At 66.4% G+C, this 24,560-nt stretch carries 23 protein-coding genes; 12 read left to right on the top strand and 11 right to left on the bottom strand.

Annotation, left to right across the window (positions count from 1 at the left end):
• Positions 1-99: 99 nt before the first annotated feature.
• Positions 100-492, bottom strand: coding sequence for a universal stress protein (locus PV761_RS11600; RefSeq protein ID WP_347896868.1), 393 nt, complete (start codon positions 490-492; stop codon positions 100-102).
• Positions 489-1,439 carry a 2-hydroxyacid dehydrogenase gene (locus tag PV761_RS11595; protein WP_347896866.1) on the bottom strand — a complete coding sequence of 317 codons (951 nt, stop codon included), beginning with the start codon at positions 1,437-1,439 and terminating at the stop codon, positions 489-491. The genes PV761_RS11600 and PV761_RS11595 overlap by 4 nt, the downstream gene beginning before the upstream one ends.
• A gap of 308 nt (positions 1,440-1,747) precedes the next feature.
• Here PV761_RS11595 and PV761_RS11590 point away from each other — a divergent pair, with 308 nt between their 5' ends.
• From PV761_RS11590 to PV761_RS11565, 6 genes are read left to right on the top strand one after another with little or no spacing between them, the layout of a single operon-like run.
• Positions 1,748-3,307 (top strand): ABC transporter substrate-binding protein, encoded by a 1,560-nt coding sequence (locus PV761_RS11590; RefSeq protein ID WP_347896864.1) that lies wholly within the window; start codon positions 1,748-1,750, stop codon positions 3,305-3,307.
• Between the two features lie 25 nt (positions 3,308-3,332).
• On the top strand, positions 3,333-4,262 hold the full coding sequence (locus PV761_RS11585) for an ABC transporter permease (RefSeq protein WP_347896862.1): 930 nt from the start codon (positions 3,333-3,335) through the stop codon (positions 4,260-4,262).
• Positions 4,263-4,270: 8 nt separating this feature from the next.
• Positions 4,271-5,269, top strand: coding sequence for an ABC transporter permease (locus PV761_RS11580; RefSeq protein WP_028272356.1), 999 nt, complete (start codon positions 4,271-4,273; stop codon positions 5,267-5,269).
• Positions 5,266-6,345: an ABC transporter ATP-binding protein gene (locus PV761_RS11575; RefSeq protein ID WP_347896860.1), complete on the top strand. Its 1,080-nt coding sequence runs from the start codon at positions 5,266-5,268 to the stop codon at positions 6,343-6,345. Before PV761_RS11580 ends, PV761_RS11575 begins: the two co-directional genes overlap by 4 nt.
• A complete protein-coding gene (locus PV761_RS11570; RefSeq protein WP_347896858.1) occupies positions 6,338-7,378 on the top strand; it encodes an oligopeptide/dipeptide ABC transporter ATP-binding protein in 1,041 nt (346 codons plus the stop codon). The genes PV761_RS11575 and PV761_RS11570 overlap by 8 nt, the downstream gene beginning before the upstream one ends.
• A 10-nt stretch (positions 7,379-7,388) precedes the next feature.
• The gene (locus tag PV761_RS11565) at positions 7,389-8,114 is read left to right on the top strand and encodes a sulfite exporter TauE/SafE family protein (protein ID WP_347896856.1); all 726 of its coding nucleotides are present in this window, start codon (positions 7,389-7,391) and stop codon (positions 8,112-8,114) included.
• Here the strand turns inward: PV761_RS11565 and PV761_RS11560 are convergent.
• On the bottom strand, positions 8,107-9,156 hold the full coding sequence (locus PV761_RS11560; protein ID WP_347896854.1) for a 2-hydroxyacid dehydrogenase: 1,050 nt from the start codon (positions 9,154-9,156) through the stop codon (positions 8,107-8,109). The two genes, PV761_RS11565 and PV761_RS11560, sit on opposite strands and share 8 nt — an antisense overlap.
• Positions 9,150-10,451, bottom strand: coding sequence for a glucarate dehydratase family protein (locus PV761_RS11555; protein WP_347896852.1), 1,302 nt, complete (start codon positions 10,449-10,451; stop codon positions 9,150-9,152). Before PV761_RS11555 ends, PV761_RS11560 begins: the two co-directional genes overlap by 7 nt.
• Positions 10,452-10,572: 121 nt before the next feature.
• Between PV761_RS11555 and PV761_RS11550 the strand changes: the two genes are divergently transcribed.
• Positions 10,573-11,484, top strand: coding sequence for a LysR family transcriptional regulator (locus PV761_RS11550; protein WP_028272361.1), 912 nt, complete (start codon positions 10,573-10,575; stop codon positions 11,482-11,484).
• 89 nt (positions 11,485-11,573) lie between these two features.
• On the opposite strand, the gene PV761_RS11545 is transcribed toward PV761_RS11550, so the two are convergent.
• Positions 11,574-12,269 carry a FadR/GntR family transcriptional regulator gene (locus PV761_RS11545; protein ID WP_028272362.1) on the bottom strand — a complete coding sequence of 232 codons (696 nt, stop codon included), beginning with the start codon at positions 12,267-12,269 and terminating at the stop codon, positions 11,574-11,576.
• Between the two features lie 10 nt (positions 12,270-12,279).
• Positions 12,280-13,407, bottom strand: coding sequence for a mandelate racemase/muconate lactonizing enzyme family protein (locus tag PV761_RS11540; RefSeq protein WP_347896849.1), 1,128 nt, complete (start codon positions 13,405-13,407; stop codon positions 12,280-12,282).
• Positions 13,408-13,684: 277 nt separating this feature from the next.
• Between PV761_RS11540 and PV761_RS11535 the strand changes: the two genes are divergently transcribed.
• Positions 13,685-14,827: a hypothetical protein gene (locus PV761_RS11535; RefSeq protein WP_347896847.1), complete on the top strand. Its 1,143-nt coding sequence runs from the start codon at positions 13,685-13,687 to the stop codon at positions 14,825-14,827.
• A 90-nt stretch (positions 14,828-14,917) separates the two neighbouring features.
• On the opposite strand, the gene PV761_RS11530 is transcribed toward PV761_RS11535, so the two are convergent.
• From PV761_RS11530 to PV761_RS11510, 5 genes are all read right to left on the bottom strand, one after another.
• Positions 14,918-15,838: an AEC family transporter gene (locus tag PV761_RS11530; RefSeq protein WP_347896845.1), complete on the bottom strand. Its 921-nt coding sequence runs from the start codon at positions 15,836-15,838 to the stop codon at positions 14,918-14,920.
• A 105-nt stretch (positions 15,839-15,943) separates the two neighbouring features.
• Positions 15,944-17,272, bottom strand: a complete 1,329-nt coding sequence (locus PV761_RS11525; protein WP_347896843.1) for an enolase C-terminal domain-like protein — start codon at positions 17,270-17,272, stop codon at positions 15,944-15,946.
• Positions 17,269-18,885, bottom strand: coding sequence for an aldehyde dehydrogenase (NADP(+)) (locus tag PV761_RS11520; RefSeq protein ID WP_347896841.1), 1,617 nt, complete (start codon positions 18,883-18,885; stop codon positions 17,269-17,271). The genes PV761_RS11525 and PV761_RS11520 overlap by 4 nt, the downstream gene beginning before the upstream one ends.
• Before the next feature lie 42 nt (positions 18,886-18,927).
• A complete protein-coding gene (kdgD, locus tag PV761_RS11515; RefSeq protein WP_028272304.1) occupies positions 18,928-19,842 on the bottom strand; it encodes a 5-dehydro-4-deoxyglucarate dehydratase in 915 nt (304 codons plus the stop codon).
• 174 nt (positions 19,843-20,016) lie between these two features.
• Positions 20,017-20,901, bottom strand: coding sequence for a LysR family transcriptional regulator (locus PV761_RS11510; protein ID WP_028272303.1), 885 nt, complete (start codon positions 20,899-20,901; stop codon positions 20,017-20,019).
• Between the two features lie 143 nt (positions 20,902-21,044).
• On the opposite strand from PV761_RS11510, the gene PV761_RS11505 reads away from it, so the two are divergent.
• From PV761_RS11505 to PV761_RS11490, 4 genes are read left to right on the top strand one after another with little or no spacing between them, the layout of a single operon-like run.
• The gene (locus PV761_RS11505) at positions 21,045-22,046 is read left to right on the top strand and encodes a tripartite tricarboxylate transporter substrate binding protein (RefSeq protein ID WP_347896838.1); all 1,002 of its coding nucleotides are present in this window, start codon (positions 21,045-21,047) and stop codon (positions 22,044-22,046) included.
• Positions 22,047-22,051: 5 nt separating this feature from the next.
• Entirely contained in the window at positions 22,052-22,576 is a 525-nt protein-coding gene (locus PV761_RS11500) for a tripartite tricarboxylate transporter TctB family protein (RefSeq protein WP_231511333.1), read from the top strand.
• A gap of 9 nt (positions 22,577-22,585) precedes the next feature.
• Entirely contained in the window at positions 22,586-24,118 is a 1,533-nt protein-coding gene (locus PV761_RS11495) for a tripartite tricarboxylate transporter permease (protein WP_347896836.1), read from the top strand.
• Positions 24,115-24,519 carry a universal stress protein gene (locus tag PV761_RS11490; RefSeq protein ID WP_347896834.1) on the top strand — a complete coding sequence of 135 codons (405 nt, stop codon included), beginning with the start codon at positions 24,115-24,117 and terminating at the stop codon, positions 24,517-24,519. The genes PV761_RS11495 and PV761_RS11490 overlap by 4 nt, the downstream gene beginning before the upstream one ends.
• Positions 24,520-24,560 lie beyond the last annotated feature (41 nt).

Raw genomic sequence — 24,560 nt, 5'->3', positions numbered from 1 at the left:
CTTTGACTTTATTCAACCGCGGCGATGCGCGTCCAACACGTTTTTTGCATTGCGTGATACCCATGGGGCACTGCGGGGAATCCGGGCGAACTGGCCGGCTCAGGTCCGCGGGCCGACGTCGGCTTTCACCGCCGTGACCGGGCATCCTGCCTCAAGGATGACACGCTGGGCAGTGCTGCCAAGAAAAAGCTTCCCCACCGGGGAGCGGCGCCGGACGCCTATCACCACCAGTTCAATATCTTCCTCGTAGGAGGCGTCGATCATGACGTCCGCTGCGTCAATGCCCTCGTTGGGGCGGAGGGCAGCTTGGACGCCCGCCGCGGCCGCGGCAGCAATGGCTTCGCGGATGTCCGACTCCGCCTCCGCGGAAGCTTCGCCCGCCACCGGGCCCATGATCTGCAGCCCGGTCTTCCTCAGTGCAGCCTCTCCGATGGCGGCACCCAGGGCGGCCCGGCCCTCCTGGCTGGCAACATATCCCACTGCGACGCTCATGCCTGCACCGCCGTCAGGACCGACCCGGACGCAACGAACTGCCGCAGGTTCGCGAGGGTAAGTTCCGCCATCGCCGCCCTCGTTTCGTGGGTTCCGCTGCCCAGGTGCGGCAGGAGGACCACGTTGTCCAGGGCGAGGAGGTCCTCCGGGACTTTCGGCTCCTCCGCAAAGACGTCCAGGCCGGCCCCGGCCAGCCGCCCGGCCAGCAGCGCAGCCACAAGGGCGTCCTCGTCCACCACCGTTCCCCGGGCGATGTTGATCAGGTAGCCGTCAGGACCGATGGCGTCGATGACGTCGGCGTCCACGAGTTTGGCCGAGCCGGACCCGCCCGCGGCGGCGACAATCAGGACGTCGCAACCGGCGGCAAGCTCGCGCGGTGAGGCCTTGTATTCATAGCTGACCCCGTCCACCGGATTGCGGCTGTGGTAACTGATCTCGCAGTCGAATCCTTCCAGCCGGCGGGCGATGACCCGCCCAATCCGGCCGAGCCCCAGGATGCCCACTCTCTTCCCGCTGGCCTTGGTGGCGAGGGGGAAGTTGCCCTTGCTGAGCCAGTCACCGCGGCGGACGAAGCGGTCCGCGGCGCTCACCCGGCGCAGGACGTCGAGGTACAGGGCGATGGCGGTGTCCGCCACGCAGTCGTTAAGGACGTCGGGGGTGTTGCTGACCGTGATGCCGCGCCGGGCGGCCTGGGCAACGTCCGTGGTGTCATAGCCGACGCCGAAGTTGATGACCGCGCGGAGGCCGGGAAGGGCTCGCATCAGGTCCGGGCCGACGCCGAACTTTCCGGAGGTCACGGCGACCTTGAAGGATCCGCCGTGGTGCTGCAGGAATTCCTCCCGCTCGGGGGTGGCGTCGGGGAGGCGCACGGCGTCGTACTCGCTCCGGATGGCTTCTTGGACGGTTGGCATCAGTGGCCCTACCTGCAGGACGGCGGTGTTCTTCATATCTGCACCCTAGGTTTCGGATCCATACGCGTCCAACATGTAAATGGCATGGTTCGATGCCCGAAGTGAATCGATTGAGGCACTCCGGCGGAACCACGCGGATTTCCGGGATGAGTGGTGCCCGTCACAGGGCGCCGGTGCCCGGAGGCGGCCCTGCCGCGCGGCTCCGGCGGCCGGCAGAAACCTTGTGGAGCCTGTGGACCTCAACTAGCTTGAGTCCAGCGCGGCCCGAACGACCTGATCTTGTTGCCCGGTTCCACTGGTGCAAGAGCACCCCCTGCCGCAAACACCCAATTCGGAGGAATCCAATGACGTCTTCTTCAAAGCCCCCATTTCCCGCCGCCTTGCTCAAATGGCCGGCCCTGGCATCCGTCGCGGTGCTCGGTCTGAGCGGCTGTTCAGTGGCCAATTCCGACGCCGGCGCCGCCTCCTCGTCGACGGTGCGCGTGGTGCTCGGCCAGGAGCCGCCCACGCTGGAAGCCTGTGAGTCGAACCTGACGTCCACCGGTGTTGTGGTGCGTTCGAACGTCACCGAACCCCTGATTGAACGCAATCCCACGAGTGGCGAACTCGAGCCCAAGCTCGCCACTGAATGGAAGGCCACCACGGATACCGAGTGGACCCTCAAGCTGCGCGAAGGTGTGACCTTCCAGGACGGCACGCCGTTCAATGCCGAAGCCGCCGCCTTCACCATCGAAAGGGCGGTCAACTCCAAGCTCGGCTGCAACGTGGAAGGCTACGTCTTCGGCGACGCCGACCTCGCCGTGAAGGCCGTGGATGCCACCACCCTGACCGTCACCACTCCCGAACCTGATCCCATCCTGCCGCTGCGCCTTTCATTCCTCGAGGTGGTTCCTACGTCCACCAGCGCCACGGAGAAGGTCCGTGAGCCGATCGGCACGGGTCCCTACAAGATCGAGAAGTGGGACGCCGGCCAGAAGATCACCCTCTCCAGCTGGGACGGGTACTGGGGAGACAAGCCCGCCTATGCCAAGGCCGAGTACCAGTGGCGCTCCGAGAGTTCGGTGCGCGCTGCCATGATCACCAGCGGCGAGGCGGATGTTGCCATGGGGCTGAGCCCGGACGACAACATCGGAGACCTCGGGGTGGACTACCCCAACAACGAGACCGTGGCCCTGCGGCTCGATGCCAATGAGGCGCCGCTCAACGACATCCGTGTCCGCCAGGCAGTCAACTACGCCCTCGACAAGGAGGGAATCGTCAACTCGCTCTACCAGGGCAAGCACCAAGTGGCCGCACAGCTGGTTCCCGAAGGCATCGTGGGGCACAACTCAGCGCTGAAGGCCTGGCCGTTTGACCTGGACAAGGCGAAGTCCCTCGTTGCCGATGCCAAGGCCGACGGTGTTGATACGTCCGCTCAGATCTCGCTGGTAGTCCGGAGCGCGCAGTTCCCCAAGATCACCGAACTCGGCCAGGTCCTCCAGGAGCAGCTGAGCCAGGCCGGCCTGAACGTCAAGCTCAAAATGCTCGAAACCAGCCAGCACCTGACCTACCAGGTCCGTCCGTTCCCCGATGATGAAGGCGCGGTGGCCCTGATGACCCAGCACGGCAACCAGGCCGGCGATGCAGCCTTCACCGTGGACCAATACATGCTGTCCACCGGAGCCCAGAGTTACTTCGGCACCCCCGAGTTCGACGCCATGATCAAGAAGGCGGATGCGGCCTCCGGCGACGAGCGGAAGAAGGCCTTTGAGGACATCTTCGCGTACCAGAACGACAAAGTGGTCCAGTTCGCCCACATCTCGCACCAGACCGGCATCATCGGCAAGGCGAAGTCCGTGAAGTACACGCCCAATTCGTCCAGTGGCGACGAGCTGCGTGTTTCGGAAATGACCCCGGCAAACTAGCCCGGACCCGGAGATAAGGACAGCCATGCTGATCTACTTGAGAAAGCGGATTGTCTCCAGCGCCTTGCCGCTGGTGGTGGTGATTGTTGGTGTGTTCGCGCTGGCCAGGATGACGGGAAACCCCGCCAGCCTGTACCTGCCGCTGAATGCCACCCAGCAGATGCGCGACGATTTCACCGCACGCAACGGACTGGACCAGCCGCTGCTGGTGCAGATGGCCGACTACTTCGGCGGCGTGCTCCGGCTCGATTTCGGGCAGTCGCTGCGCACGGGTCAGGATGCCGCGGCCATGGCACTGCGGGCTTTCCCGGCCACCCTGCAGCTGGCCGCCACCACCATGGTGCTGGCCGTGCTGCTGGCGCTGGTGGTCGGGTGCTGGGCTGCACTGAAGCCCAACGGCATCGCGGACCGCATCTCAAGTTTCGTCTCCATGGCTGCCGCCTCGATTCCGGACTTCTGGCTGGCAATCGTGGGCATCTGGGTCTTCGCCATCACCCTGGGCTGGCTCCCGACATCTGGTGTGTCGGGGGCCGGCGCCTGGGTATTGCCCATCGCCACGTTGCTCCTGCGGCCGTTCGGCGTGCTGGTCCAGATTGTCCGCGGCTCCATGGTCTCAGCCCTCTCGGAGCCTTACATCAAACTGGCCCGCAGCCGCGGCGCGGGCCAACTCCGGGTGGTCACGCACCACGCACTGCGCAACGCTGCCGCGCCCGCACTGACGGTGGCCGGCGACCTGACCGTGGGCCTCGTGAACGGCGCGGTGGTGGTGGAGACCATCTTCGGCTGGCCGGGCATTGGAAAGCTCATGATCGATTCGATCCTGCAACGGGACTTCGCTGTCCTGCAGGCCGCCGTCCTGCTCACCGCCGTCGCGATCTTTGCCCTGAACATCCTTATCGACATGGGCTACGCGCTGCTGGACGCGCGCGTCCGTCCCGTCACGGTCAAGGCCTAGGAGTAGCCATGAAGAGTTCACTGACTGAGGGCACGGCACCGGAAACGCTGCCGGCGGCCCTCGAACCCCAGAATGAAAAGAAGGACGGAAAACAGGATGGAAAGCTGAGCCTCTTCCGTCTCCTGCTCAAGGACCGCTTTGCCACCGTCTCTGCGCTGATCCTGGTCTTCATCGGCCTGACCGCGCTCGTCGGACCTGCGCTGATGGGTGATCTGGCCACCAAACAGAACCTGCTGTTCGCCAACAAGGCACCCTTCACGCTGGCGCACGGCTGGGAATACTTCCTGGGCAGCGATTCCCTGGGCCGCAGCATGCTGGCCCGGCTGGTCGTGGCGAGCCGGACCACCCTGTCCGTCGCCTTGCCAGCGGTGGCCGTGGCCCTGGTGGTCGGCTCCCTGTGGGGCGTGTGGGCTGGCTATCACCGGGGCTGGCGGGAGAACGTTTCCATGCGCATCGCCGACGTGATCATGAGCTTCCCCTCCCTGCTGCTCGCCGTCGTCGTGCTTTATGTCTTCAGCCCCAGCGCAGCGAACATCGTGCTGATCCTGGCCCTCACCCGCATCCCGATCTACCTGCGCACCGCCCGCGCCGAATCGGCGGAGCTGCAGAGCCGGACGTTCGTGGATGCGGCGCGCACATTCGGTGCCAAGCCCAATGCCATCATCGCCCGGCACGTCATTCCCGTGGTGCTGCCGACGCTCCTGACGCTGGCCACCCTCGAGTTCTGCTATGTCATGCTCGCCGAGTCCTCGCTGAGCTTCCTGGGCATCGGCATCCAGCCGCCGGACGTCAGCTGGGGCCTGATGGTCTCCCAGGGCAGGCAGTACCTGCAGACCGCCTGGTGGCTCTCGATTTTCCCGGGCGTCGCCATCGTGGTCACCACCATCGCCGCCAACGTCCTCGCCGCCTGGCTGCGGATCGCCACCGATCCGGCCCAGCGCTGGCGCCTGGCACTACCCCGCAAGCGGCTGATCGCCCGTATCCCAGCCAAGGAGGCACAGCCGTGAAAACAGCTGCCCAACAAGCCCCTATCCAGCGCGCCGGCGAAGCTGCCGGCGCTGCCACCGGCCAGGCCAAAGCGCACGACGTCGTCCTGCAGGTCCGAGACCTTGCCGTGGACATCCGCACGCACCGCGGCACCGTGCGCGCCGTCAACAGCGTGGCATTCGAAGCCCGTGCCGGGGAAACCCTGGCGCTGCTCGGCGAGTCAGGGTGCGGAAAGTCCATGACAGCGAAGGCCCTCGCCGGGATCATGGACCCCGTCTGCGACCTCGCCGACGGCGAGATTGTGCTCAACGGCACCGACCTCGCCGCGCTCAGCGCCAAGGAACGGCGCAAGTTTGCCGGGCCCGAGCTGGGCATCGTTTTCCAGGACGCGCTGACTGCCCTGAACCCCGTCTATACGGTGGGGACGCAACTGGGCGAGGCCTTCCGCATCCACCGCGGGCTGAACGCCAAGCAGGCGCGGGCTGAAGCGATTGACCTGATGAAACGCGTCGGCATCCCCGAGCCGGAATCCAGGGTCAATTCCTACCCGCACCAGTTCTCCGGCGGCATGCGCCAGCGCATCCTCATCGCCATGGCCGTGGCCCTCAACCCGCGCCTGCTGATCGCCGATGAACCCACCACCGCACTGGACGTCACGGTCCAGGCACAGATCATGCAGCTGCTGCGGAAGCTCCGTGAGGAGGGCCAGATGGCCGTCATCCTCATTACTCACGACCTTGCGGTGGTGGCCGAGGAGGCCGACTCCGTGGCCGTGATGTACGCCGGGAACGTGGTGGAAAGCGGACCCGTCTCCGAAGTTTTCGCCGATCCGCGCCATCCGTATACAAAGGGACTGCTGGAGTCCGTCCCCGTCCACCTGGAGCGCGGCGCCAAGCTGAAGTCCATCGCCGGCAGCCCGCCGGAGCTCCACGACATTCCCGCCGGCTGCGTCTACCAGTCCCGCTGCCCGCTGGTGCAGGACATCTGCCGGGCCGAGCGGCCCGTGCTCCGCCCGGCAGCCATCCCTTCCGGCACGGAGCCGCGGCCTGCCCGCACGGCCGCCTGCCACTTCAGCGAGGAGATCAACAATGTCTGAGCCGCTTCTGACAATCGACGGAGTCACCAAGACCTTCCACGTGGCCAGGAGCGCCACTGGGAACACAAGGCTCAAGGCCCTGGACGGGATCAGCCTGACTGTCGGCAGGGGCGAGACCCTGGGGCTGGTGGGCGAGTCCGGCTGCGGCAAGTCCACCTTGGCGCGGACCCTGATGATGCTGGAAACACCGGATGAAGGAACCGTGACCTTCGAGGGAACCAACCCCTTCGGGCTTCGCGGGAAGGAACTGCTGAGCTGGCGGCGGCGCGTGCAGATGGTCTTCCAGGACCCGTTCGCGTCCCTGAACGCCCGGATGAACGCCGGCGACATCATCGCCGAGCCGTGGGCCACCCACCGCGGCCTCTACCCGACGTCCCGGGAGCGCCAGGCGCGGGTGAGTGAGCTGCTGCACATGGTGGGGCTGCGTCCCTCAGACGCCAGGAAGTCGCCGCAGGAATTTTCCGGCGGGCAGCGCCAGCGCATCGGCATTGCCCGGGCCCTGGCGCTGAACCCGGACGTCATCATCCTCGACGAGCCGGTCTCGGCACTGGACCTTTCCGTCCAGGCGCAGGTCCTGAACCTGCTCAATGAGCTCCAGCAGGAACTCGGCGTTTCCTACATCTTCATCTCCCACGACCTGACCGTGGTCCGCCATGTGGCGGACCGGGTGGCCGTGATGTACCTCGGACGGATCATTGAGACCGGGGCCACCGAGGAAGTCTTTGACCATCCCCGCCACCCCTACACGGCGGCCCTGATGTCGGCGTCCCCGAAGCTGGACGTCAGCGGAACCAGGCGGGACAGGATTGTCCTCCAGGGTGAGCTGCCCTCTCCGCTGGATCCGCCGTCGGGCTGCCGCTTCCGGACGCGCTGCTGGAAAGCCCAGGACATCTGCGCCGAAGTATCACCGGAACCGCAGGTCCTGGCCGCCCCTGACGGTACGAAGCATGTTGCAGAATGCCATTTCCCGCTCGACTCCATCAAAGGCCTGACCGGCGCCGCTGCACCTGCCGCTGCTGTGCCCGTCCAGTGAGTGGTCCCGAGTGACCGGTGCCGAATATGCCCTCATCGCCGGGGTGGTCTTCCTGGCCGCATGCCTGCAGGCGTCCAGCGGCTTCGGCATGGGCATGCTGGCAGCGCCGGTGATCGCGATGGTGGATCCGGCGCTGCTTCCCGCCACGCTCATCCTCCTGGCCCTGCTGGTCACCGTCATGGTCACTGTGCGGGAGCGGCAAAGCCTGGACCTCCGTGGCACGGGCTGGGCCCTGGTAGGACGGATTCCCGGGAGTTTCCTGGGGGCGTGGCTGGTGACGGCACTGTCCCGCGAGGGCCTGGCCTGGGTGGTGGTGGCCGTGGTGCTGAGCGGTCTGGCGCTGGCGGGCCGCGGCTGGGCTCCCCGGCCCGTCCGCGCCAACCTGATCGCGGCCAGCGCAGCCTCCGGCATCATGGGCACCGCCACCTCCATCGGGGGACCGCCCATGGCCCTGGTGTGGCAGGGACACGACGGCCCCCGGTTGCGCGGCACGATGAGTGCCTTTTTTATGGTGGGATCGTCGATTTCGATGCTGATGCTGTGGATGACCGGAGCTGTCACCGCGGAGATGCTTTTGCTGGCGCTGTGGATGGTTCCGGCGGCCGTCTGCGGCTACGCGGCATCCCGGTTCGTGAACCGCTTCCTCAACGCCGCACGCCTGAAGGCCCTGGCCCTGGGTGCGTCGGCGCTGGGAAGCGCCCTGCTGATCGTGCAGCTGGTCCTGGCGGCTACGTAGACGGGACGGGACCAGCAGCCGGGACGGGCCGCGGCACCAGGTTAACGAGCTCCCCGCCCCGTGCGAGCAGCCCGATGTTGGCGGCAATATCGGCCGCCCTGCGTTCAAAGGTGGTGCGTGCATGGCCGGAATGGTGCGGGGTCAGCACGGTGTTCTGCAGGGACGCGAAGGGCAGTTCAGCGGGCGGAATCACGCCGTCCGCGGGTGATCCCCACCAGACGTCGAGGCCGGCTCCGGCGATCCGCCGCTCCTTCAGGGCCGCGTACAGTGCCGCCTGATCCACCACCGGCCCGCGTGCCACGTTAATAAGGAACGCTGAGGGTTTCATGGCGGACAGTTCCGCCGCCCCGATCATCCCCTCCGTGCCGGAATCCAGCGGCACGGTCACCACCACGACGTCGGACGCCGCCAGGAGCCCGTGGAGTTCGTGGTTTCCGCCCACCCAGTCGAGGCGGACCCCCGGCGGCAGGGCGGCTGCCGGATTGCGCCGCACAGCGCGGACCTTCATGCCCAGCGCTCCGGCCACGCGGGCGACTTCGGCTCCGATGGACCCCAGGCCCACCAGGCCCAGTGTCAGGTCGGCGAGGACGGGATGGAACGGCACGTCGCGGTCCGTTGCGATGGTCCGCCACTGCCCCTGGCGGACGTCCCGGTCGGCGGCAGCGACATTGCGCGACAGCATCAGGGTGACCATCAGGACGTGCTCGGCGATGGGCCGTGCGTGATGGAAGGTGTTGGCCACCAGGGCTGACGGCAGCAGGTGCGGGAAGGAAATCTTGTCGTAGCCAGCACCCGTCACATGGACCAGGCGCACACGGCCGGCAGCTTCCGCTTCCGCTGGGCCCAGGGAGGAGCAAACCACGACGTCGGCGCCCGCCAGGGCGTCCAGCCGGCGGTCCGGAGTCCAAGCCGCCGCCATGTCCCACTGGTGAGTGCCGCCGTCGACCTTTAACTGGTCCTCGAAGCGGCTGATAATGGGGTCGGTGACCACGATCTTCAGTGATTTAGGACCATCCGGAGCCTGGTCCGCGGTGTTTACCACCGGGGGCCCTGGAGCTCGTAGGAGGGGTGGAGCCGCTGCATGTAGCCGGTGTCGTCCCGGCTCCTGATCCCGCAGTCCAGGTACTGGCGGTGCAGGCGTTCCAGGGCGTCGCGGTCCACCTCGACGCCGAGGCCCGGGCCGGTGGGGACCTGGACGGCGCCGTCCTTGAACGTGAACACACCGCCCGCGATGACGTCCTCCGACGGGTCCTTCCAGGGCCAGTGCGTGTCGCAGGCGTAGTCGAGGTTGGGGGTTGCCGCCGCCAAGTGGACCATGGCGGCGAGGCTGATGCCAAGGTGGGAATTGGAGTGCATGGACAGGCCAAGGCCGAAGGTCTCGGTGATGCCGGCCAGGAACTGGGTCCGGCGGAGGCCGCCCCAGAAGTGGTGGTCCGAGAGGATGACGTCCACGGCGCCGGCCGCCACGGCAGGGGCCACATCCGCGAAGCTGACCACGCACATGTTCGTGGCCAGGGGCATGCCGACCTCGCGGCGGACGGCCGCCATGCCTTCGATGCCTGGTGTGGGGTCCTCAAGGTACTCCAGGACGCCGTGCAGTTCCTTGCCCACCCGGATGGAGGTCTCCACTGTCCAGGCGCCGTTGGGATCGATGCGGAGGGGGAGGTCGGGGAACTCGGCGCGGAGGGCGTGGATAGCCGCAATCTCTTCTTCCGGCGGGAACACGCCGGCTTTGAGTTTGAGCGCGCTGAAGCCGTAGCGGTCCACCATGGTCCGGGCCTGCCGCACAATCCCGGCGGGGTCCAGAGCCGCACCCCAGGCGTCGTCCGCCTGGCCGGGATGGCCCGCCCACTTGTAGAACAGGTACCCGCTGAACTGCACGGAGTCACGGACGGCGCCGCCCAGGAGGTCGCTGACCGGCCGGCCGAGGAGTTTGCCCTGGATATCCAGGGCGGCGACGTCGAACGCGGAGAGCACGCGGTCTGCCGTGCTGGACCCTGTGACCATGCCGCTCATGCCGTGGCCGCCCTGGATGGTGTCCTGCCGGAGTGCCTGGGCGATCCGGCTGCGCAGCAGGTTGATGTTGAAAACGTCCGTGCCGGGCACGGCTGCCGCGGCGAGCCGGAGCCGGGCAATGTGGCCGGCATCGCCGTAGGTTTCACCGAAGCCCGATACGCCGGCGTCCGTCTGGACCTCCACGATGGCCCGCAGCGCAAACGGCTCGTGAACGCCCACTGTGTTCAGCAGCGGCGGGTCCTTGAAGGCCACCGGCGTGATGGAGACGCCGGTGACCCTGGCCTGATTGATGTACTGGGCGGGATCGTATGCCTGGTCCACAGCGCTGTGCTCCTTGATTGGCTCGGGGGTTGATTTACCTGCTCCGTTCACCGACCATAAGGGGAGTCATCGATCCAAGTCCAAGCTAATTTGTGCACTCAACAATTCAGTAAAGGTATGAATGTTTTCCCTACCCCAGTTAGAGGCGTTCGTGGCCGTCGCTGAAGAGCTCCACTTCGGTGCCGCGGCTGAGCGGCTGAACATGACCCAGCCGCCGCTAAGCCGCCAGATCCAGATGCTCGAAAAGAAGCTTGGAACCCAGCTTTTCGGCCGCACCAGCAGGAAAGTGGAGCTGACCGCCGCGGGCGCCACCCTGCTGCCGAGGGCGCGGCAGATCCTGGACATGTGCATCAAGACTGACCTGGATGTCCGCCGGGTTTCCTCAGGCGAAGCAGGTGCCATCACCGTGGGGTACACGGCCATCGCCGGCCAGAGTGCACTGCCGCTGATGCTGCGCCGGGCCGCGGAGGGGATGCCGGGCGTGTCCTTTGTACTCCGGGAACTGGTTTCCACGGACCAGATGGACGGGCTGGTGAAGGGCAGCGTGGACATCGGCCTGCTGCGGCCCATCGTGGCCCGGCCCGGGGTGGTGTCCCGGCCGCTCATGCAGGACCGGCTGGTGGTGGCGCTGCCCGAGGGGAGTTCGCTGCTGGGCAATATGGCGGTGCCGGCGGGTCAGCCGCTGCCGCTGGGGTCCCTGGACAGGCTGCCGCTGCTGATGTACTCCACCAAAGAGGCCCGGTACTTCCACGACCTGGTGCTCCGGCTGTTCGCCAGCGCCGGCGCCCACGCCAACGTCACGCAGTACGCAAGCCAGGTTCCGGCCCTGTTGGCCTTCGTCCAGGCCGGTCTGGGAGTGACGCTTGTCCCCGCCTCGGCCATGGCGTTCGCGCCCGCCGGGGTGGAATTCCACGAGATTGACGGACGGCACGGCATCCAGGAGCTGAACCGCGTGGATCTGGAGCTGGCATGGAACGAAGAGACAGCCAACCCCGCAGTCCTGCGGCTCCTCAAGCTGATCGACACGTTCTGACCGGCTGGCCGACCTTCACGCCTGAGCGGGGGCGCGCTTCCCGGCCGGACACGCGGCCGGTTTCGCCCGGCAGCGGCAGCTGGCCGGGGCTACTGGCGCCCGTCCCTAAGCCGGCGTCTCGAGTTTGCCAGGTGGCTGCGCATGGCAGCCGACGACGACGGCACGTCACCTTCCGCGATGGCCGCATAGATGGATTCGTGCTCGTGGACCACCTGTTCGAAGTGGTCGCGGGCGTAGTGTTCGACGCCGGTCATCAGCCGGGTGCGCGGCATGGCGATCATGGTCTGGCCCAGGGACGCGAGGCAGTCCGAATAAAAGGGGTTTCCCGTCGCCGCAGCGATGGCTTTGTGGAATTCGTAGTCGGACTTCATGGCATGCGCCGGGTGGTCGCCGCTGGCAGTGAACTCCTCCAGGGCGTTCAGGACTGCCTTCAGTTGCCGGTCCGTCCGGTTTCGGGCAGCCAGGGCCGCGGCCTCCGCCTCGACGCCAATGCGGAACTCGAGCAGGTGGAGCCGGTCCTCAAGGCTCGCCACCGGCCGCCCGCCGGGCGAATGCGGATCGCCGTGCGGGGGCGGGGTCAGCGCAAAGCTGCCCCGCCCGCGTTCGGTTTCCACGAGTCCTTCAGCCTGGAGCCGGGTCAGGGCCGCCCGGACCACCGTGCGGCTGACGCCGAACTCGCCAATCAGCGTGTTTTCGCTGGGGAGCTTGTCTCCGGGCTGGATGACGCCGTCAACGATGCGGGTGCGAAGATCGGCGGCGAGGTCCGCGGTCAGGTTCCGGCTCATGCGTTCAAGGTTACGCGCCGAACTCCACGGACTCGGTTGTCCAGGCGCGGGCCTGGTCGCTGAGTGTCACGCCGAGGCCGGGGCGGTCCGGAACCAGCATGCGGCCGTTCTTGGTTTCGAGTCGCTCGTTGAACAGCGGGTCCAGCCAGTCGAAGTGCTCCACCCACGGTTCGCGCGGGTAGGCGGCGGCGAGGTGCAGGTGGATCTCCATGGCGAAGTGCGGGGCAAGGCCCAGGCCGCGCTCGTCCGCCAGTGCGGCGAGGCGGAGGAACTGGGTGATGCCGCCGACGCGGGGAGCGTCGGGCTGGATGATGTCGCAGCCGTTGGCGTTGATCAGGCCCTTGTGCTCGGCCACGGAGGCCAGCATCTCACCGGTGGCGATGGGGGTGTCCAGGACGTTGGCGAGGTGGGCGTGGCCTTCGAAGTCGTAGGCGTCCAGCGGCTCTTCGATCCACACGAGGTTGAATTCCTCCAGTTGCCTGCCCAGCCGCAGGGCAGTGGCGCGGTCCCACTGCTGGTTGGCGTCCACCATGAGCGGGACGTCCCAACCGATGTGTTCGCGGATTCCGGCGACGCGGCGCAGGTCCTCTTTGCTGTCCGGAAGGCCCACCTTGATCTTGATGCCGCCGATGCCTTCGTCGATGGACTGGGTGGCGCGCGCCTTGACCTCGTCGAGGGAGGCGTTGAGGAAGCCGCCGGAGGTGTTGTAGGTCTGGACCGAGTCGCGGTAGGAACCCAGAAGCTTCGCCAGAGGCAGGCCGGCGCGCTTGGCCTTGAGGTCGTAGAGGGCGATGTCGATGGCGGCCAGCGCCTGGGTGGCCACGCCCGAGCGGCCCACGGAGGCGCCGGCCCAGAGCAGCTTGGTGTAGATCTTGCCGATGTCGTTGGGGTCCTCGCCGATGATGCCCTCGGCCACCTCCTTGGCATGCGCGTACTGGGCGGGTCCGCCTGCGCGCTTGGAGTAGCTGAAGCCGATGCCGCTGTGGCCCTGCTCGGTGGTGATTTCGGCGAAGAGGAAGGCCACCTCGGTCATGGGCTTCTGGCGGCCGGTGAAGACTTTTGCGTCGCTGATCGGCACGGCAAGGGGAAGCCTCGCGGTGGAAAGTTTGACGTGGCGGATGAGGTCTACGGTGCTCATGGGGGGCTCCTCGGAATCTGAAATGGGCTTCGTCGCCCGTAGTTCTTATGCTACAAGTTGGAAACTTGTATTACAAGTAATTCGGGCGGCCGCCAGGGAAGCGGCTGGCGGCGGCGGCATCCTTGGGCCGCGACTTGGGGCTGGGATTGCGACGGCTGATAGGCCAGCGCATTGGCAAGATTATGAGACACGTTGTTGATCGCAAGCGCCCCTTTTGGCAATGGAATCAGGTAGGTTCGCCGGAGACTTGTGGAAGAACTGCGGATTGGGGAATCGGATGCCGGGAGCCGAAGTCGAGATTGTCTGGACTGCCCTGTCAAAGGCGTGGCGGAAGGCCCAGTACGAAGAACTGTGGCTGCAGTTCCGGCCCCGTGGTTCGAAGGATGTCTTTGAGGCAGTTGAGGCAGCCGTCCAGATGGCGAACCAGGCCGTCGATGACGCAGGCTGGGGCGATGACGTTTTCACAGCAGGGGTCTCGGATTCGGACGCCGGTCCGGTGGCGCTGATGATCAGGGCCGGGACCGAGGAAGGAGTGCGCGCCTGGTTCGCTGCTTTCGCCCAACATTTGGAGACCCTCGGGAAATCAGGGAGGGTCGCCGCCGCGCCGGAGGCGTTTTTCCCGGAATGGTTGAGCGGCGCGGTGGACGTGCCGCTCCAGTTGAACGCGTTCGTGTCCTACCAGACCGATGATCTGGCGCTTCTGGACGCCGAGCAAGAACGCCGCGCCTGGCACGTCCCGACGGACCTTACAGCGCAAATCGCCGAAGCCGCCACGGCGTGGGGCCGCTTCGAGGACGCCGACGTTTACCTGTCACGCCGGATCCACCAAACTCGCACCAGGAACCCGAACGTTGGGCAGGCACTGGCAGCCGGTGCGATCAAATTCGCTATGGCCAGGGTGGCCTACCTGCGGTCCGAGCCGCGCCGCTTCACCTGGGCGTCGATGAGCCCGCTGGGCCGGGCCTGTTACGGGGTTGTGGACGACACCATATCTTGGCAGGACCGGCTGGCCCAGGTCGTCCGTGCCATGACAGCGTTCCCTGCAGAAACGGACCTGGCATTCGTCCAATACAGCGCCGCCCCGAGCAGCTGGGGTGACCTCGCCGGTGCCAGGCCGGCTCTTCCCCACGTCGAGGAATATCATGTCCGCTACAACAGGCACCTGAACGGGCAGTACGTCCCCGACGCCCACGGAATCCAGCTCCTCACCGACGCCCACCTGGAACACGCCAACGACCTCTCCGGCTGGAACATCACCAGCCTTGGTGGAGGCAAGCATCTGGTCGAGGCCAAAGATCTCCAGCTCTGGTGCGCCAATATCGACCCGGATCCGGAAATACTGGCACAGGCACGGGCCGATTTCGGCGGGATGATCCTCACCCCGGAGATCATTGCTAAAAACCCTCCTCCCTGGCGTTAATCCCGGACTACGACAGGGTGCGCCAGGGGACTGGGGCCTTTTGGAGGGCCCGCAGGCCCCCGCACCGTTGGCACTAACCCGGCCCCGGCCCTACCGAACCAGCCACGCCACCACGAGCAGCGCACCGACGCTCAGCACGGTAGTGCAGAGAATGACGTCGCGGGCCACGGTCATGCCTCGGCCGTACGGCGACGCGAAGAGGAACACATTCTGGGCCGTGGGAAGGGCTGCCATGATGACGCTTGCCAGCAGATGCTGCCCTTCCAGTCCGAAGACAAACCGGCCAAGGACCCAGACAACCACCGGCATCCCGGCAATCTTCAGGAACGTCGCCACGAGCGTTTCAACCCGGCCGTCGTCCTTCTGTAACGGGGCGCGGCCGGCGAGGGACAGCCCGAAGGCCAGCAGCACCATGGGCACGGCACCCCCGGCCAGCATGTCGATGGGTTTCTGCACGAGGTCCGGGGCGCTCCAATCCGTCAGGGCAACGACGACGCCCAGCGCGGAGGCGATGATCATGGGGTTGGCGAACGGCTGGAGCAGCACTTTCCGCCACGAAATCCGCGCACCTGACACCAGGCCCAGGACCGTGAGGTAGAACGGCGCCATCACCAGGATCTGCACCAGCAGCACGGGGGCCACGTGCTGCGCCGTGCCCACTGCATACAAGGAAACCGGAATGCCGATGTTGTTCGCGTTGGCGTAGCTGCTGGCCATGGCGCCCACGGCGGTCTCGGCTGCGGGCCGCCGGAAAAACAGGAAACTGGCCAGGCAGTAAAGAAGCCCCACTATCGCCGCCGAGAGCAGCGCCAGCGGGGCATCCGTTCCGAGGGCGGCCCGGATGTCGCTGCCGGCCACCACTGTGTACAGCAGCGCCGGGTTGGTCACGTAATAGGCGGTGCGGGTCAGTGCGCCCTGGACTTCCGGTCCCAGGATCCGGAAGCGGGCGGCGAAATAGCCCACGGCAATCACAGCGGAGACGATGAGTATTCCGGAGACAACGCCGCCCAAAAGTGCGCCCTTCTATTTATCTGTAGGTCTTGGGTCCCGCACGGCCGTCTTCCTTTGCATTAGGAGGGCCGGCCGTGCGGAAGCTTCAGTTCTATCGCAGGACGCCTAGCGCACCAGGCACGGGCGCTTCGGATCGAAGGACCAGCCGTCGATGTAGTACTGCATTCCGATGCTGTCGTCGCGGGCATCCAGCCCGTGCTCCAGGTACAACTGGTGAGCCTTGTCCAAGGCATCGCGGTCCAGCTCGATGCCCAGGCCGGGCGCAGCCGGAACCTCGATGGCGCCGTCCTTGATCTGGAGCGGGTTCTTGGTCAGTCCCTGGCCGTCCTGCCAGATCCAGTGGGTGTCCAGCGCGGTGATCTCGCCGGGGGCCGCTGCACCGGTGTGCGTAAACATGGCCAGCGAAATGTCGAAGTGGTTGTTGGAGTGCGAGCCCCAGGTGAGCCCGAATTCGTGGCAGAGCTGCGCCACCCGGACGGAGCCGTGCATGGTCCAGAAGTGCGGGTCCGCCAACGGAATATCGACGGCGTTGCTGCGGATCGCGTGGGACATTTCGCGCCAGTCCGTGGCGATCATGTTGGTGGCCGTCTTGAGCCCGGTGGCGCGGCGGAATTCCGCCATGACCTCGCGGCCGGAGAACCGTCCTTCGGCGCCGCACGGATCCTCGGCGTAGGCCACAACTCCCTGCATCCGCTTGCCGAGCCGGATGGCTTCCTCGAGGAGCCACCCGCCGTTCGGGTCCAGCGTGACGCGGGCTTCGGGGAAGCGCTTGGCCAGTGCGGTGACCACGTCCACTTCGTCGTCGCCGGACAGCACGCCGCCCTTGAGCTTGAAGTCGCTGAACCCGTACCGTTCCTGTGCGGCTTCAGCCAGGGCCACCACGGCAGCGGGTGTCATTGCTTCCTGCCGGCGCAGCCGCTCCCAGCGGTCCGCCGGCGCATCCTCCATTAGGTACGGCAGGTCCGTCCGCCGGCGGTCGCCGATGAAGAAGAGGTAGCCGAGCATCGGAACAGAGGAGCGCTGCTGCCCGTCACCGAGCAGTTCGGCCACCGGGACGCCCAGGAACTGGCCGTGGAGGTCCAGCAAGGCCGATTCGACGGCGGTGACGGCGTGGACGGTGGTCCGGAGGTCGAAGGTCTGCAGCCCGCGGCCGCCGGCGTCGCGGTCCGCGAACTCGGCCGCGATTTCCCGCAACAGGGAACGGTAGCGGGCCACGGGCTTGCCGGCGATGAAGGCCCCGGCCTCCTCGATGGTGGTGCGGATCTTCTCGCCGCCGGGGACCTCGCCGAGGCCGGAGCGTCCGTCCGAGTCGGTAATGATCACCACGTTGCGGGTGAAAAACGGTCCGTGCGCGCCGCTGAGGTTCATCAGCATGCTGTCGTACCCCGCGACGGGAACTACCTCAACCTTGGCGATGGTGGGCTGGGTGCTCATGCGTTGACCTTATCTTCTGCGCCGGCTGCGGCTTCGACCGTACCGTCGATCCTGCGGTTCAGGTGCCACGGGTTGGCGTCCTGCAGCGGAGCCGGGAGCAGTTCCTGGGGCAGGTTCTGGTAGGCGACCGGGCGGAGGAAGCGGTTGATCGCCAGGGTGCCGACCGACGTCGTACGCGTGTCCGACGTCGCCGGGAAGGGGCCGCCGTGGACCATGGCATGGCCCACTTCGACGCCGGTGGGCCAGCCGTTCACGATGATCCGCCCCACCTTCTGTTCGAGGGCGGGCAGCAGCTGCGCCGCCGTCGGATAGTCCTCTTCGGTGAGCTGCAGGGAAGCCGTGAGCTGTCCCTCAAGCCGGTTGATGGCGTCGATCAGTTCATCGGCGGTGGAGTAGCGGATCACCAGGGACGCGGCGCCGAAGATCTCGGCGTGCAGCACGTGGTTGGACACGAAGTCGGCGATGTCGGTCCCGAAGATGGTGGGGGCCGGCGCGTTTTCGGTGGGGCCGGTGGTTCCCTGGCCGACGACGGTCACGTTGTCGGCGGATCCGAGCGCCTCGGCGCCGGTGTTCCACGAGCCGGCGATGCCTGCGGTCAGCATGGTCTGGCCGGCGCAGGCGGATACTGCGCGTCCGACGGCGGCAGCCAGTTTGTCGCCCAGCTCACCTGCGGGGGCGAACAGCAGGCCGGGGGAGGTGCAGAGCTGTCCGGAGCTGCCGGTGACGGCGGTGACGTATTGCTGTGCCAGTGCGTCGATCTGCTCGGCGGAGCCGCTGAGGGCGCCGGGGAAAACGAAGACCGGGTTGAGTGAGGACATTTCCGCGTAGACCGGGATGGGCTCCGGCCGGGCTGCCGCAGTGCGCATCAGCGCGATGCCGGCGCTCTGCGAACCGGTGAAGCCCACAGCCTTGATGGCCGGGTCCGCCACAAGGGCCTGGCCGATGCTGCTGCCGGGTCCGTAGATCAGCGAGAACACACCCGGGTGGAGCCCGGAATCGCGGACGGCTTTGACGATGGCCTGGCCGACAAGCTCGCCCGTGCCGGGGTGGGCGTTGTGGGCTTTGAAGACCACGGGACAGCCGGCGGCGAGGGCCGAGGCGGTGTCTCCGCCCGCCGTCGAGAAGGCCAGCGGGAAGTTGCTGGCACCGAACACCGCCACGGGTCCCAGCGGGATCTGGCGCTGGCGGATGTCGGCGCGGGGGAGCGGGGTGCGTTCCGGCAGGGCCGGGTCGATGCGGACACCGCGGAAATCGCCCTGGCGGACCACGTTCGCGAACAGGCGGAGCTGGCCGGTGGTGCGGGCCCGCTCGCCCTGCAGCCGGGCCGCGGGCAGTCCGGTCTCCTGGCCGGCGCGGATGATGAGTTCGTCGCCGATGGCCTCGATGTTGTCCGCGATGGCTTCCAGGAAGCCGGCATGCGTCTCGGGGTCCAGGGTGCTGAAGGACGGGTAGGCGTCGGCGGCCGCAGCCGTGGCTGCCTTCAGCTGGTCCTCGGTGAGCAGGGTGTAGGGGGGCTCAAGCTGTTCGTTGCTGGCGGGGTTGAAGCCAAAGGCGGCTTTGCCTTCGCCTGCCACGGGCTGCCCGGCGATCAGGGAATGTCCGGTGAGTGTCACGGTGGTAACTCCTAGGAAGGGGATCGATCAGGAGACGGTGGGTCAGGAAACAGTGGCGATAAGTGCCTTGAGGTCGGCGAGGTCCTGCGGCGCCAGGTTCTGCAGCGGCGGGCGGACGCCGCCGGCCGAGCGCCCGATGGCATCCAGGCCGCCCTTGACGATGGACACCGAGTAGCCCTTGACCCGGTCGCGGATGTCCAGGTATGGGATGACGAAGTCGTTGAGCTTCTTGTTGACGGCCACGCGGTCCTGGTTGCGGACATCCTGGTAGAAGTCCAGGGCGAACTGCGGGACGAAGTTGTACATGGCGCTGGAGTAGGTGCTCATGCCCAGCTGCAGCAGCGGCAGGGCGAAGGTCTCGGCCGTCGGGAGGCCGCCAAGGTAGAACAGGCGGTCACCGAGCTTGGCGTAAACGCGGGCGTCGTGTTCGAGGTCGCCCACGCCGTCCTTGAAACCGATCAGGTTTTCGTGCCGGTCTGCCAGGGTGGCCACGGTGGTGTCCTTGTAGATCGCGTTGGCGCGGTTGTAGATGATGACGCCGAGCGAGGTGGCACTGCAGACGGCGCTGACGTGCTCGATCAGGCCGCCCTGGTCCGCTTCCGTCAGGTACGGCGGCAGCAGCAGGATGCCTTCCGCGCCGGCGGCCTCTGCGGCCTTCGCGTTTTCAATGGCCTGGGCCGTGGACCCGCCGGCGGATGCCAGGACGGGAACGGTGCTGCCGACTTCTTCGACGGCGGCGCGGACCACGCGGGCGGATTCAGCCGGCGTCAGGGAGAACCCTTCGCCCGTGCCGCCGGCGGCGAAGAGCCCCGCCACCGGGTAGCTGGCCTGCCAGGCAAGGTGCTTGCGGTAGTTCTCTTCGTCGAACTGGAGCTGCGAATCGAACGAGGTCACCGGGAAGGAGAGCAGCCCGTCTTTGAGAACGCTGGCAAGTTCCTGGGGTGAATGTTTGGCCACGATGAGTCCTCCATGTCGGCGCCGCGTCGGTGCGGCAGTAGATGTTTTCTCCTTCAGCCTAGGGAGCCATGTGATGCCTGTCTAAGTTCATTTTTGTATGCATTGATACCCTTCGTGCATGGTGCGGGCGGGCATGGGAACGTGGCGTTCCAGTGGCTGTTCCGGCGCGACGGTTCAGTTCTCCTGGAAGTCGAGGGTCCTCAGGGCCAGGGCGAGTGCGGGGTTGGTGATGTTGCGGGTCCAGATGGCGTGCAGTTCCACGGGGTCGTTCACGCTGCTTTCGAGCGGGAGGAATTCCACCGCATGGACGCCCAGCAGGGTTGCCGAGTGCGGAACGAAGGCCACGCCGCGCTTGGCGGCAACAAGGGACACCATGGTGAGGATCTGGCTGACCGTGTGGACCACGTTGGCGTGCTGGACGGGGAACATCCGGACCACCAGGTCATAGAAGTACCGGGCCTGGGTGGAGGAGTGCATGATGAGCGGCTCGTCCCGGAGGTCCTTTTCGGTGATGTCCCTGTTGAGTTCAGCCAGCGGGTGGCCGGACGGCACCGCCAGGACCATGGCTTCCCGGTAAAGCAGATGTGAGTCGAAGATTTCGTTGTCAAAGGGCGGCCTTGCCAGTCCGAGGTCGAGCTCACCGGATAAAAGTCCGGCAATCTGCTCGCCCGTCACGAGCTCCTGCAGGTCGATGTCGACGTCGGGCAGTGTTGCACTAATCTCCTCCAGCAGTGGGCCAAGGATGCTGAAGCCGCTCGCGGCCGTGAAGCCGATCCGGAGCAGGCCTGAGCGCCCCGATGCAATCCGCCGCGCCGTCACGGGTGCCCGGCTGGCCAGGGCCATCAGCCGGCGGGCCTCCTCCAGGAAGGCCCGTCCCGCGGCCGTCAGCTGGACTTTCCGGTTGTCGCGTTCCAGCAGTTCGGCACCTACGGCCTTTTCCAGCTTCTGGATTTGGCGGCTCAGCGGCGGCTGGGTCATGTTGAGCCGTTCCGCGGCCCTCCCGAAGTGGAGTTCCTCAGCTACGGCGATGAATCCCGCCAGTTGGTCAAAGGTAAACATGATGCCTTCCGGGTATCACTCGATGCATATTTGGGCTTAGACATGCATCATAGTGGGTTCCTACACTCGATACAGCCGACCGGCAGTGATCCGGTTCACAAACGTATTTGGGCGTAGCCCGATAGCGCCAACGAGGAGTTCCAATGATGCACTTCCCCACCCGCCGAGCCGTACTCGGAGCGACGTCCGCCATGACGCTCCTGGCACTGACCGCCTGCGGCAACGTTGCCGGCGGGAGCACGGATTCTTCTAAATTCCCCAGCGGTCCGATTAGCGTCACCGTCGGCCAGGCGGCCGGCGGCAGTACCGACCTGATTGCCCGGGCCGTGGCTGAGGGCGCCTCCAAGACGCTCGGTACGCCGATGCCGGTGGTCAACAAGCCCGGCGCGAACGGCGCCCTCGCCACCAAGGAAGTGGCGGGCAAGCCTGCCGACGGGCAGAACCTCCTGCTCGTGACGGCGTCGCTCGTGACCATCACGCCGCTGGCGGTCACGGCGGAAGAAGCCGTCAACATCGACGACCTGGACATCATCACCGGCCTCTCCCAGGACGACTACGTCCTGGTTGCCAGCACCCAGTCCGGCTTCAAGTCCATCAAGGACGTGACCGGCGCGGGCCGCAACATCACGTTCGGCACCACGGGCGTGGGCACCGGCAGCCAACTGGCACAGACCGTGCTCTTCAAGCAGGCCAACGTGCAGGGTACCGACGTTCCGTTCGACAGCGGCAAGCCCGCCCTGACGGCCGTCCTGGGAAACCAGGTGGAGCTGGCAACCATCCAGCTGGGTGAAGCCATGCCGCAGATCCAGGCCGGGAAGGTGGCCCCGCTGCTGGTCTTCTCCGAGGAGCGCAACACCTTCCTCCCGGACGTTCCCACCGCCAAGGAATCCGGCTACGACGTTCCCGTCGCGCAGTACCGTGCCGTGGCCGCTCCCAAGGGAACGTCGCAGGTTGCGAAGGACAAGCTGCTTGCAGCCTTCAAGGAGACCTTCAAGTCGGAGGCCTACCAGGAGTTCAACAAGAAGAACATGCTGACCCCCAAGGAGATCTCCGGCGAGGAAGTGGTCACGCAGTGGAAGGAATACGCCGCCAAGTACAAGTCCCTGGTTGAGAAGTACGACATCAGCCTCAGCGGAACGAAGTGATTCCAGTGAAGGAAACCTCCGCGGACCCGGTGGTCGAGGACGACCTGACGCCGGAACAGCTGGCCGCGCAGTGGGAAGACGAAAAACCGCCGGCCGCCGGCCCCCTGGCGAATGCGGCCTCATCCCTGGTGGTCCTCGGCGTCGGCATCGGCGCCGTCATCCTGTCCGTTGCCATGGGACTCGGCACGCCGTCGGCACCGCAGCCCGGACTGTGGCCGTTCATCATCAGCTGCGTCATGGTGGCCCTTGGGCTGTTCCAGCTGATTGCCGGGCGGCACAACAGGGACGCGGAAAAGTTCACCCGCATGTCCATCTCCCCGCTGACAGGCCTGGTGACGCTCGCCGCCATGGTGGCCGTGATGCCGCTCATCGGCTTTGAACTGCCGGCGCTGGTGCTGTGCATCATCTGGATGCGGTTCCTGGGCGGCGAAACCTGGCGCTCCACGGTGCTCATCAGCGCCATCGTCGTCGCGGCGTTCTACGGCATCTTCGTGCTGGCGCTCGGCACCTCCATCCCCCACCTCTTCTAGGAGACCCCCGTGGATATTCTAAATCCCGTCATCAACGGATTCGCCGTTGTCCTGGAGCCGACCAACCTCCTGTACTGCCTGATCGGCGTCGTGATCGGAATGCTGATCGGGGTGCTGCCCGGACTGGGGCCCGCGGCAACCATCGCCATCCTCCTTCCGCTCACCTACAACGTGGAGCCCGTCACCGCCATCATCATGCTGGCGGGCATCTTTTACGGTGCCCAGTACGGCGGAACCATCACCTCCGTGCTCCTGCGGCTGCCCGGTGAGGCGTCGTCCGTCGTCACCGTTTTCGACGGCTACCAGATGGCCAAGCAGGGGAAGGCCGGCACGGCCCTGGGCCTGGCAGCCATCGGCTCCTTCGTCGGCGGCACCGCGGCCATCATCGGCCTGACCTTCCTGGCACCGGTTGTGGCCAGCTTCGCGCTGGACTTCGGACCGCCGGAGTACACCGCGCTGGCCCTCCTGGGCATCCTCCTGGTGGCCACCATCAGCAGCGGCGCCAAGGCCAAGGCACTCATCGCAGCAGCCCTCGGACTGCTCCTGGCCACGGTTGGCCGGGACATCTTCACCGGCGAAAGCCGCTTCACCTTCGGCAGCCTTGACCTGGCGGACGGCATCGACTTCGTGCCGATCGCCATGGGCATCTTCGGCCTCGGCGAAATCCTCTACAACCTCGAAGAACGGCACCGCGCCGCCAAGGCGCCGTCCAAGGTGGCCAACGTCTGGCCGTCACGCAAAGAACTCAAGCAGGCTTCCGGCGCAATCGGGCGCGGCTCCGTCCTGGGATTCTTCCTGGGCATCCTCCCCGGCGGCGGCGCCACCATCGCGTCGATGGCGTCCTACGCCATGGAGAAAAAACGGGCCAAGCAGCCCGAGCGCTTCGGCAAGGGAGCCCCCGAAGGAGTCGCAGGTCCGGAAACAGCCAACAACGCGGCAGCGACGTCATCCTTCATCCCGCTGCTGACCCTGGGCATACCGGCGAACGCCAGCATGGCGCTGATGTTCGGTGCCCTGCTGATCCAGGGCGTAACCCCGGGACCGCAGCTCGTGGAACAGGATCCGGAGCTCTTCTGGGGTGTTGTTAACTCGATGTACATCGGCAACGTCCTGCTGCTGATCATGAGCCTGCCGCTTGTGGGAATCTTCGTGAAGATCCTCCGCATCCGCGCCGCCATCCTTGCTCCCGTCACCGCCCTCATCACGCTGCTGGGCGCTTACACCATCAACAACAGCATGTTCGAGGTCTCGCTGGTGGTGGTCTTCGGCATCGTGGGCTACCTGATGAAGAAGTTCGGTTTTGAACCCGGGCCGCTGGTGCTGGCGTTTGTGCTCGGCGAACTCCTGGAAAGCTCCATGCGCCGCTCCCTGCTGGTCTTCGGCGGCGACCCCATGGGCTTCTTCGGCCGCCCGATCTCCGCCACGCTGCTCGCGGTGTTCGTGCTGGTGGCCGTGCTTCCGGCGCTCAAGTCCATGCTGGCCAAGCGCAAAGCCTCCGCGGCTGTGGAGCCCGCACCCACCAAAATCAAGGAGAAGGTATGAGCATCATCGTCGGATTCGTTCCCACACCTGCAGGCGAGGCCGCGCTCACGGCGGGCATCGCCGAGGCAACCCTCCGCAACGAGGACCTGGTGATCGTCAACTCCGCCCGTGAAGGCGCGCTGGTGGACAAGACCGTGGCGGGAGAGGACGTCCTGGCGCGGGCCGCGAAGCGTGCGGAGGAGGCCGGCGTCACGGCAAAGATCATCCAGCCGCCGTACCACCACGACCTTGCCGATGAGTTCCTGGAGGTGGCCCGTGAAGCGAATGCGTCCCTGATCGTCATTGGCCTGCGGCACCGCTCCCAGGTGGGCAAGTTCATCCTGGGCAGCCACGCCCAGCGCATCCTGATGCAGGCCGACCGGCCCGTCCTGGCCGTCAAGGCTGACGGCGCGCACTTCTAACGGCGCGCGCTTCTAAACGTTCAGTCTGCATCCAAGGGGCG

The sequence above is a fragment of the Arthrobacter sp. CC3 genome (assembly GCF_039907775.1).
In the GTDB taxonomy this organism is placed as follows: domain Bacteria; phylum Actinomycetota; class Actinomycetes; order Actinomycetales; family Micrococcaceae; genus Arthrobacter.
The sequence above is the reverse complement of the archived record's forward strand: the minus strand, read 5'-3'. Positions and strand labels throughout refer to the sequence as shown.

What these genes read in the sequence shown, in the direction of transcription:
- PV761_RS11505 (WP_347896838.1), top strand. Translation starts at nt 21,045, where the DNA reads ATGATGCACTTCCCCACCCGCCGAGCCGTACTCGGAGCGACGTCCGCC.
- PV761_RS11590 (WP_347896864.1), top strand. Translation starts at nt 1,748, where the DNA reads ATGACGTCTTCTTCAAAGCCCCCATTTCCCGCCGCCTTGCTCAAATGG.
- PV761_RS11540 (WP_347896849.1), bottom strand. Translation starts at nt 13,407, where the DNA reads ATGAGCACCGTAGACCTCATCCGCCACGTCAAACTTTCCACCGCGAGG.
- PV761_RS11595 (WP_347896866.1), bottom strand. Translation starts at nt 1,439, where the DNA reads ATGAAGAACACCGCCGTCCTGCAGGTAGGGCCACTGATGCCAACCGTC.
- PV761_RS11510 (WP_028272303.1), bottom strand. Translation starts at nt 20,901, where the DNA reads ATGTTTACCTTTGACCAACTGGCGGGATTCATCGCCGTAGCTGAGGAA.
- PV761_RS11580 (WP_028272356.1), top strand. Translation starts at nt 4,271, where the DNA reads ATGAAGAGTTCACTGACTGAGGGCACGGCACCGGAAACGCTGCCGGCG.
- PV761_RS11550 (WP_028272361.1), top strand. Translation starts at nt 10,573, where the DNA reads ATGTTTTCCCTACCCCAGTTAGAGGCGTTCGTGGCCGTCGCTGAAGAG.
- PV761_RS11600 (WP_347896868.1), bottom strand. Translation starts at nt 492, where the DNA reads ATGAGCGTCGCAGTGGGATATGTTGCCAGCCAGGAGGGCCGGGCCGCC.
- PV761_RS11545 (WP_028272362.1), bottom strand. Translation starts at nt 12,269, where the DNA reads ATGAGCCGGAACCTGACCGCGGACCTCGCCGCCGATCTTCGCACCCGC.
- PV761_RS11535 (WP_347896847.1), top strand. Translation starts at nt 13,685, where the DNA reads ATGCCGGGAGCCGAAGTCGAGATTGTCTGGACTGCCCTGTCAAAGGCG.
- PV761_RS11490 (WP_347896834.1), top strand. Translation starts at nt 24,115, where the DNA reads ATGAGCATCATCGTCGGATTCGTTCCCACACCTGCAGGCGAGGCCGCG.
- PV761_RS11525 (WP_347896843.1), bottom strand. Translation starts at nt 17,272, where the DNA reads ATGAGCACCCAGCCCACCATCGCCAAGGTTGAGGTAGTTCCCGTCGCG.
- PV761_RS11570 (WP_347896858.1), top strand. Translation starts at nt 6,338, where the DNA reads ATGTCTGAGCCGCTTCTGACAATCGACGGAGTCACCAAGACCTTCCAC.
- PV761_RS11585 (WP_347896862.1), top strand. Translation starts at nt 3,333, where the DNA reads ATGCTGATCTACTTGAGAAAGCGGATTGTCTCCAGCGCCTTGCCGCTG.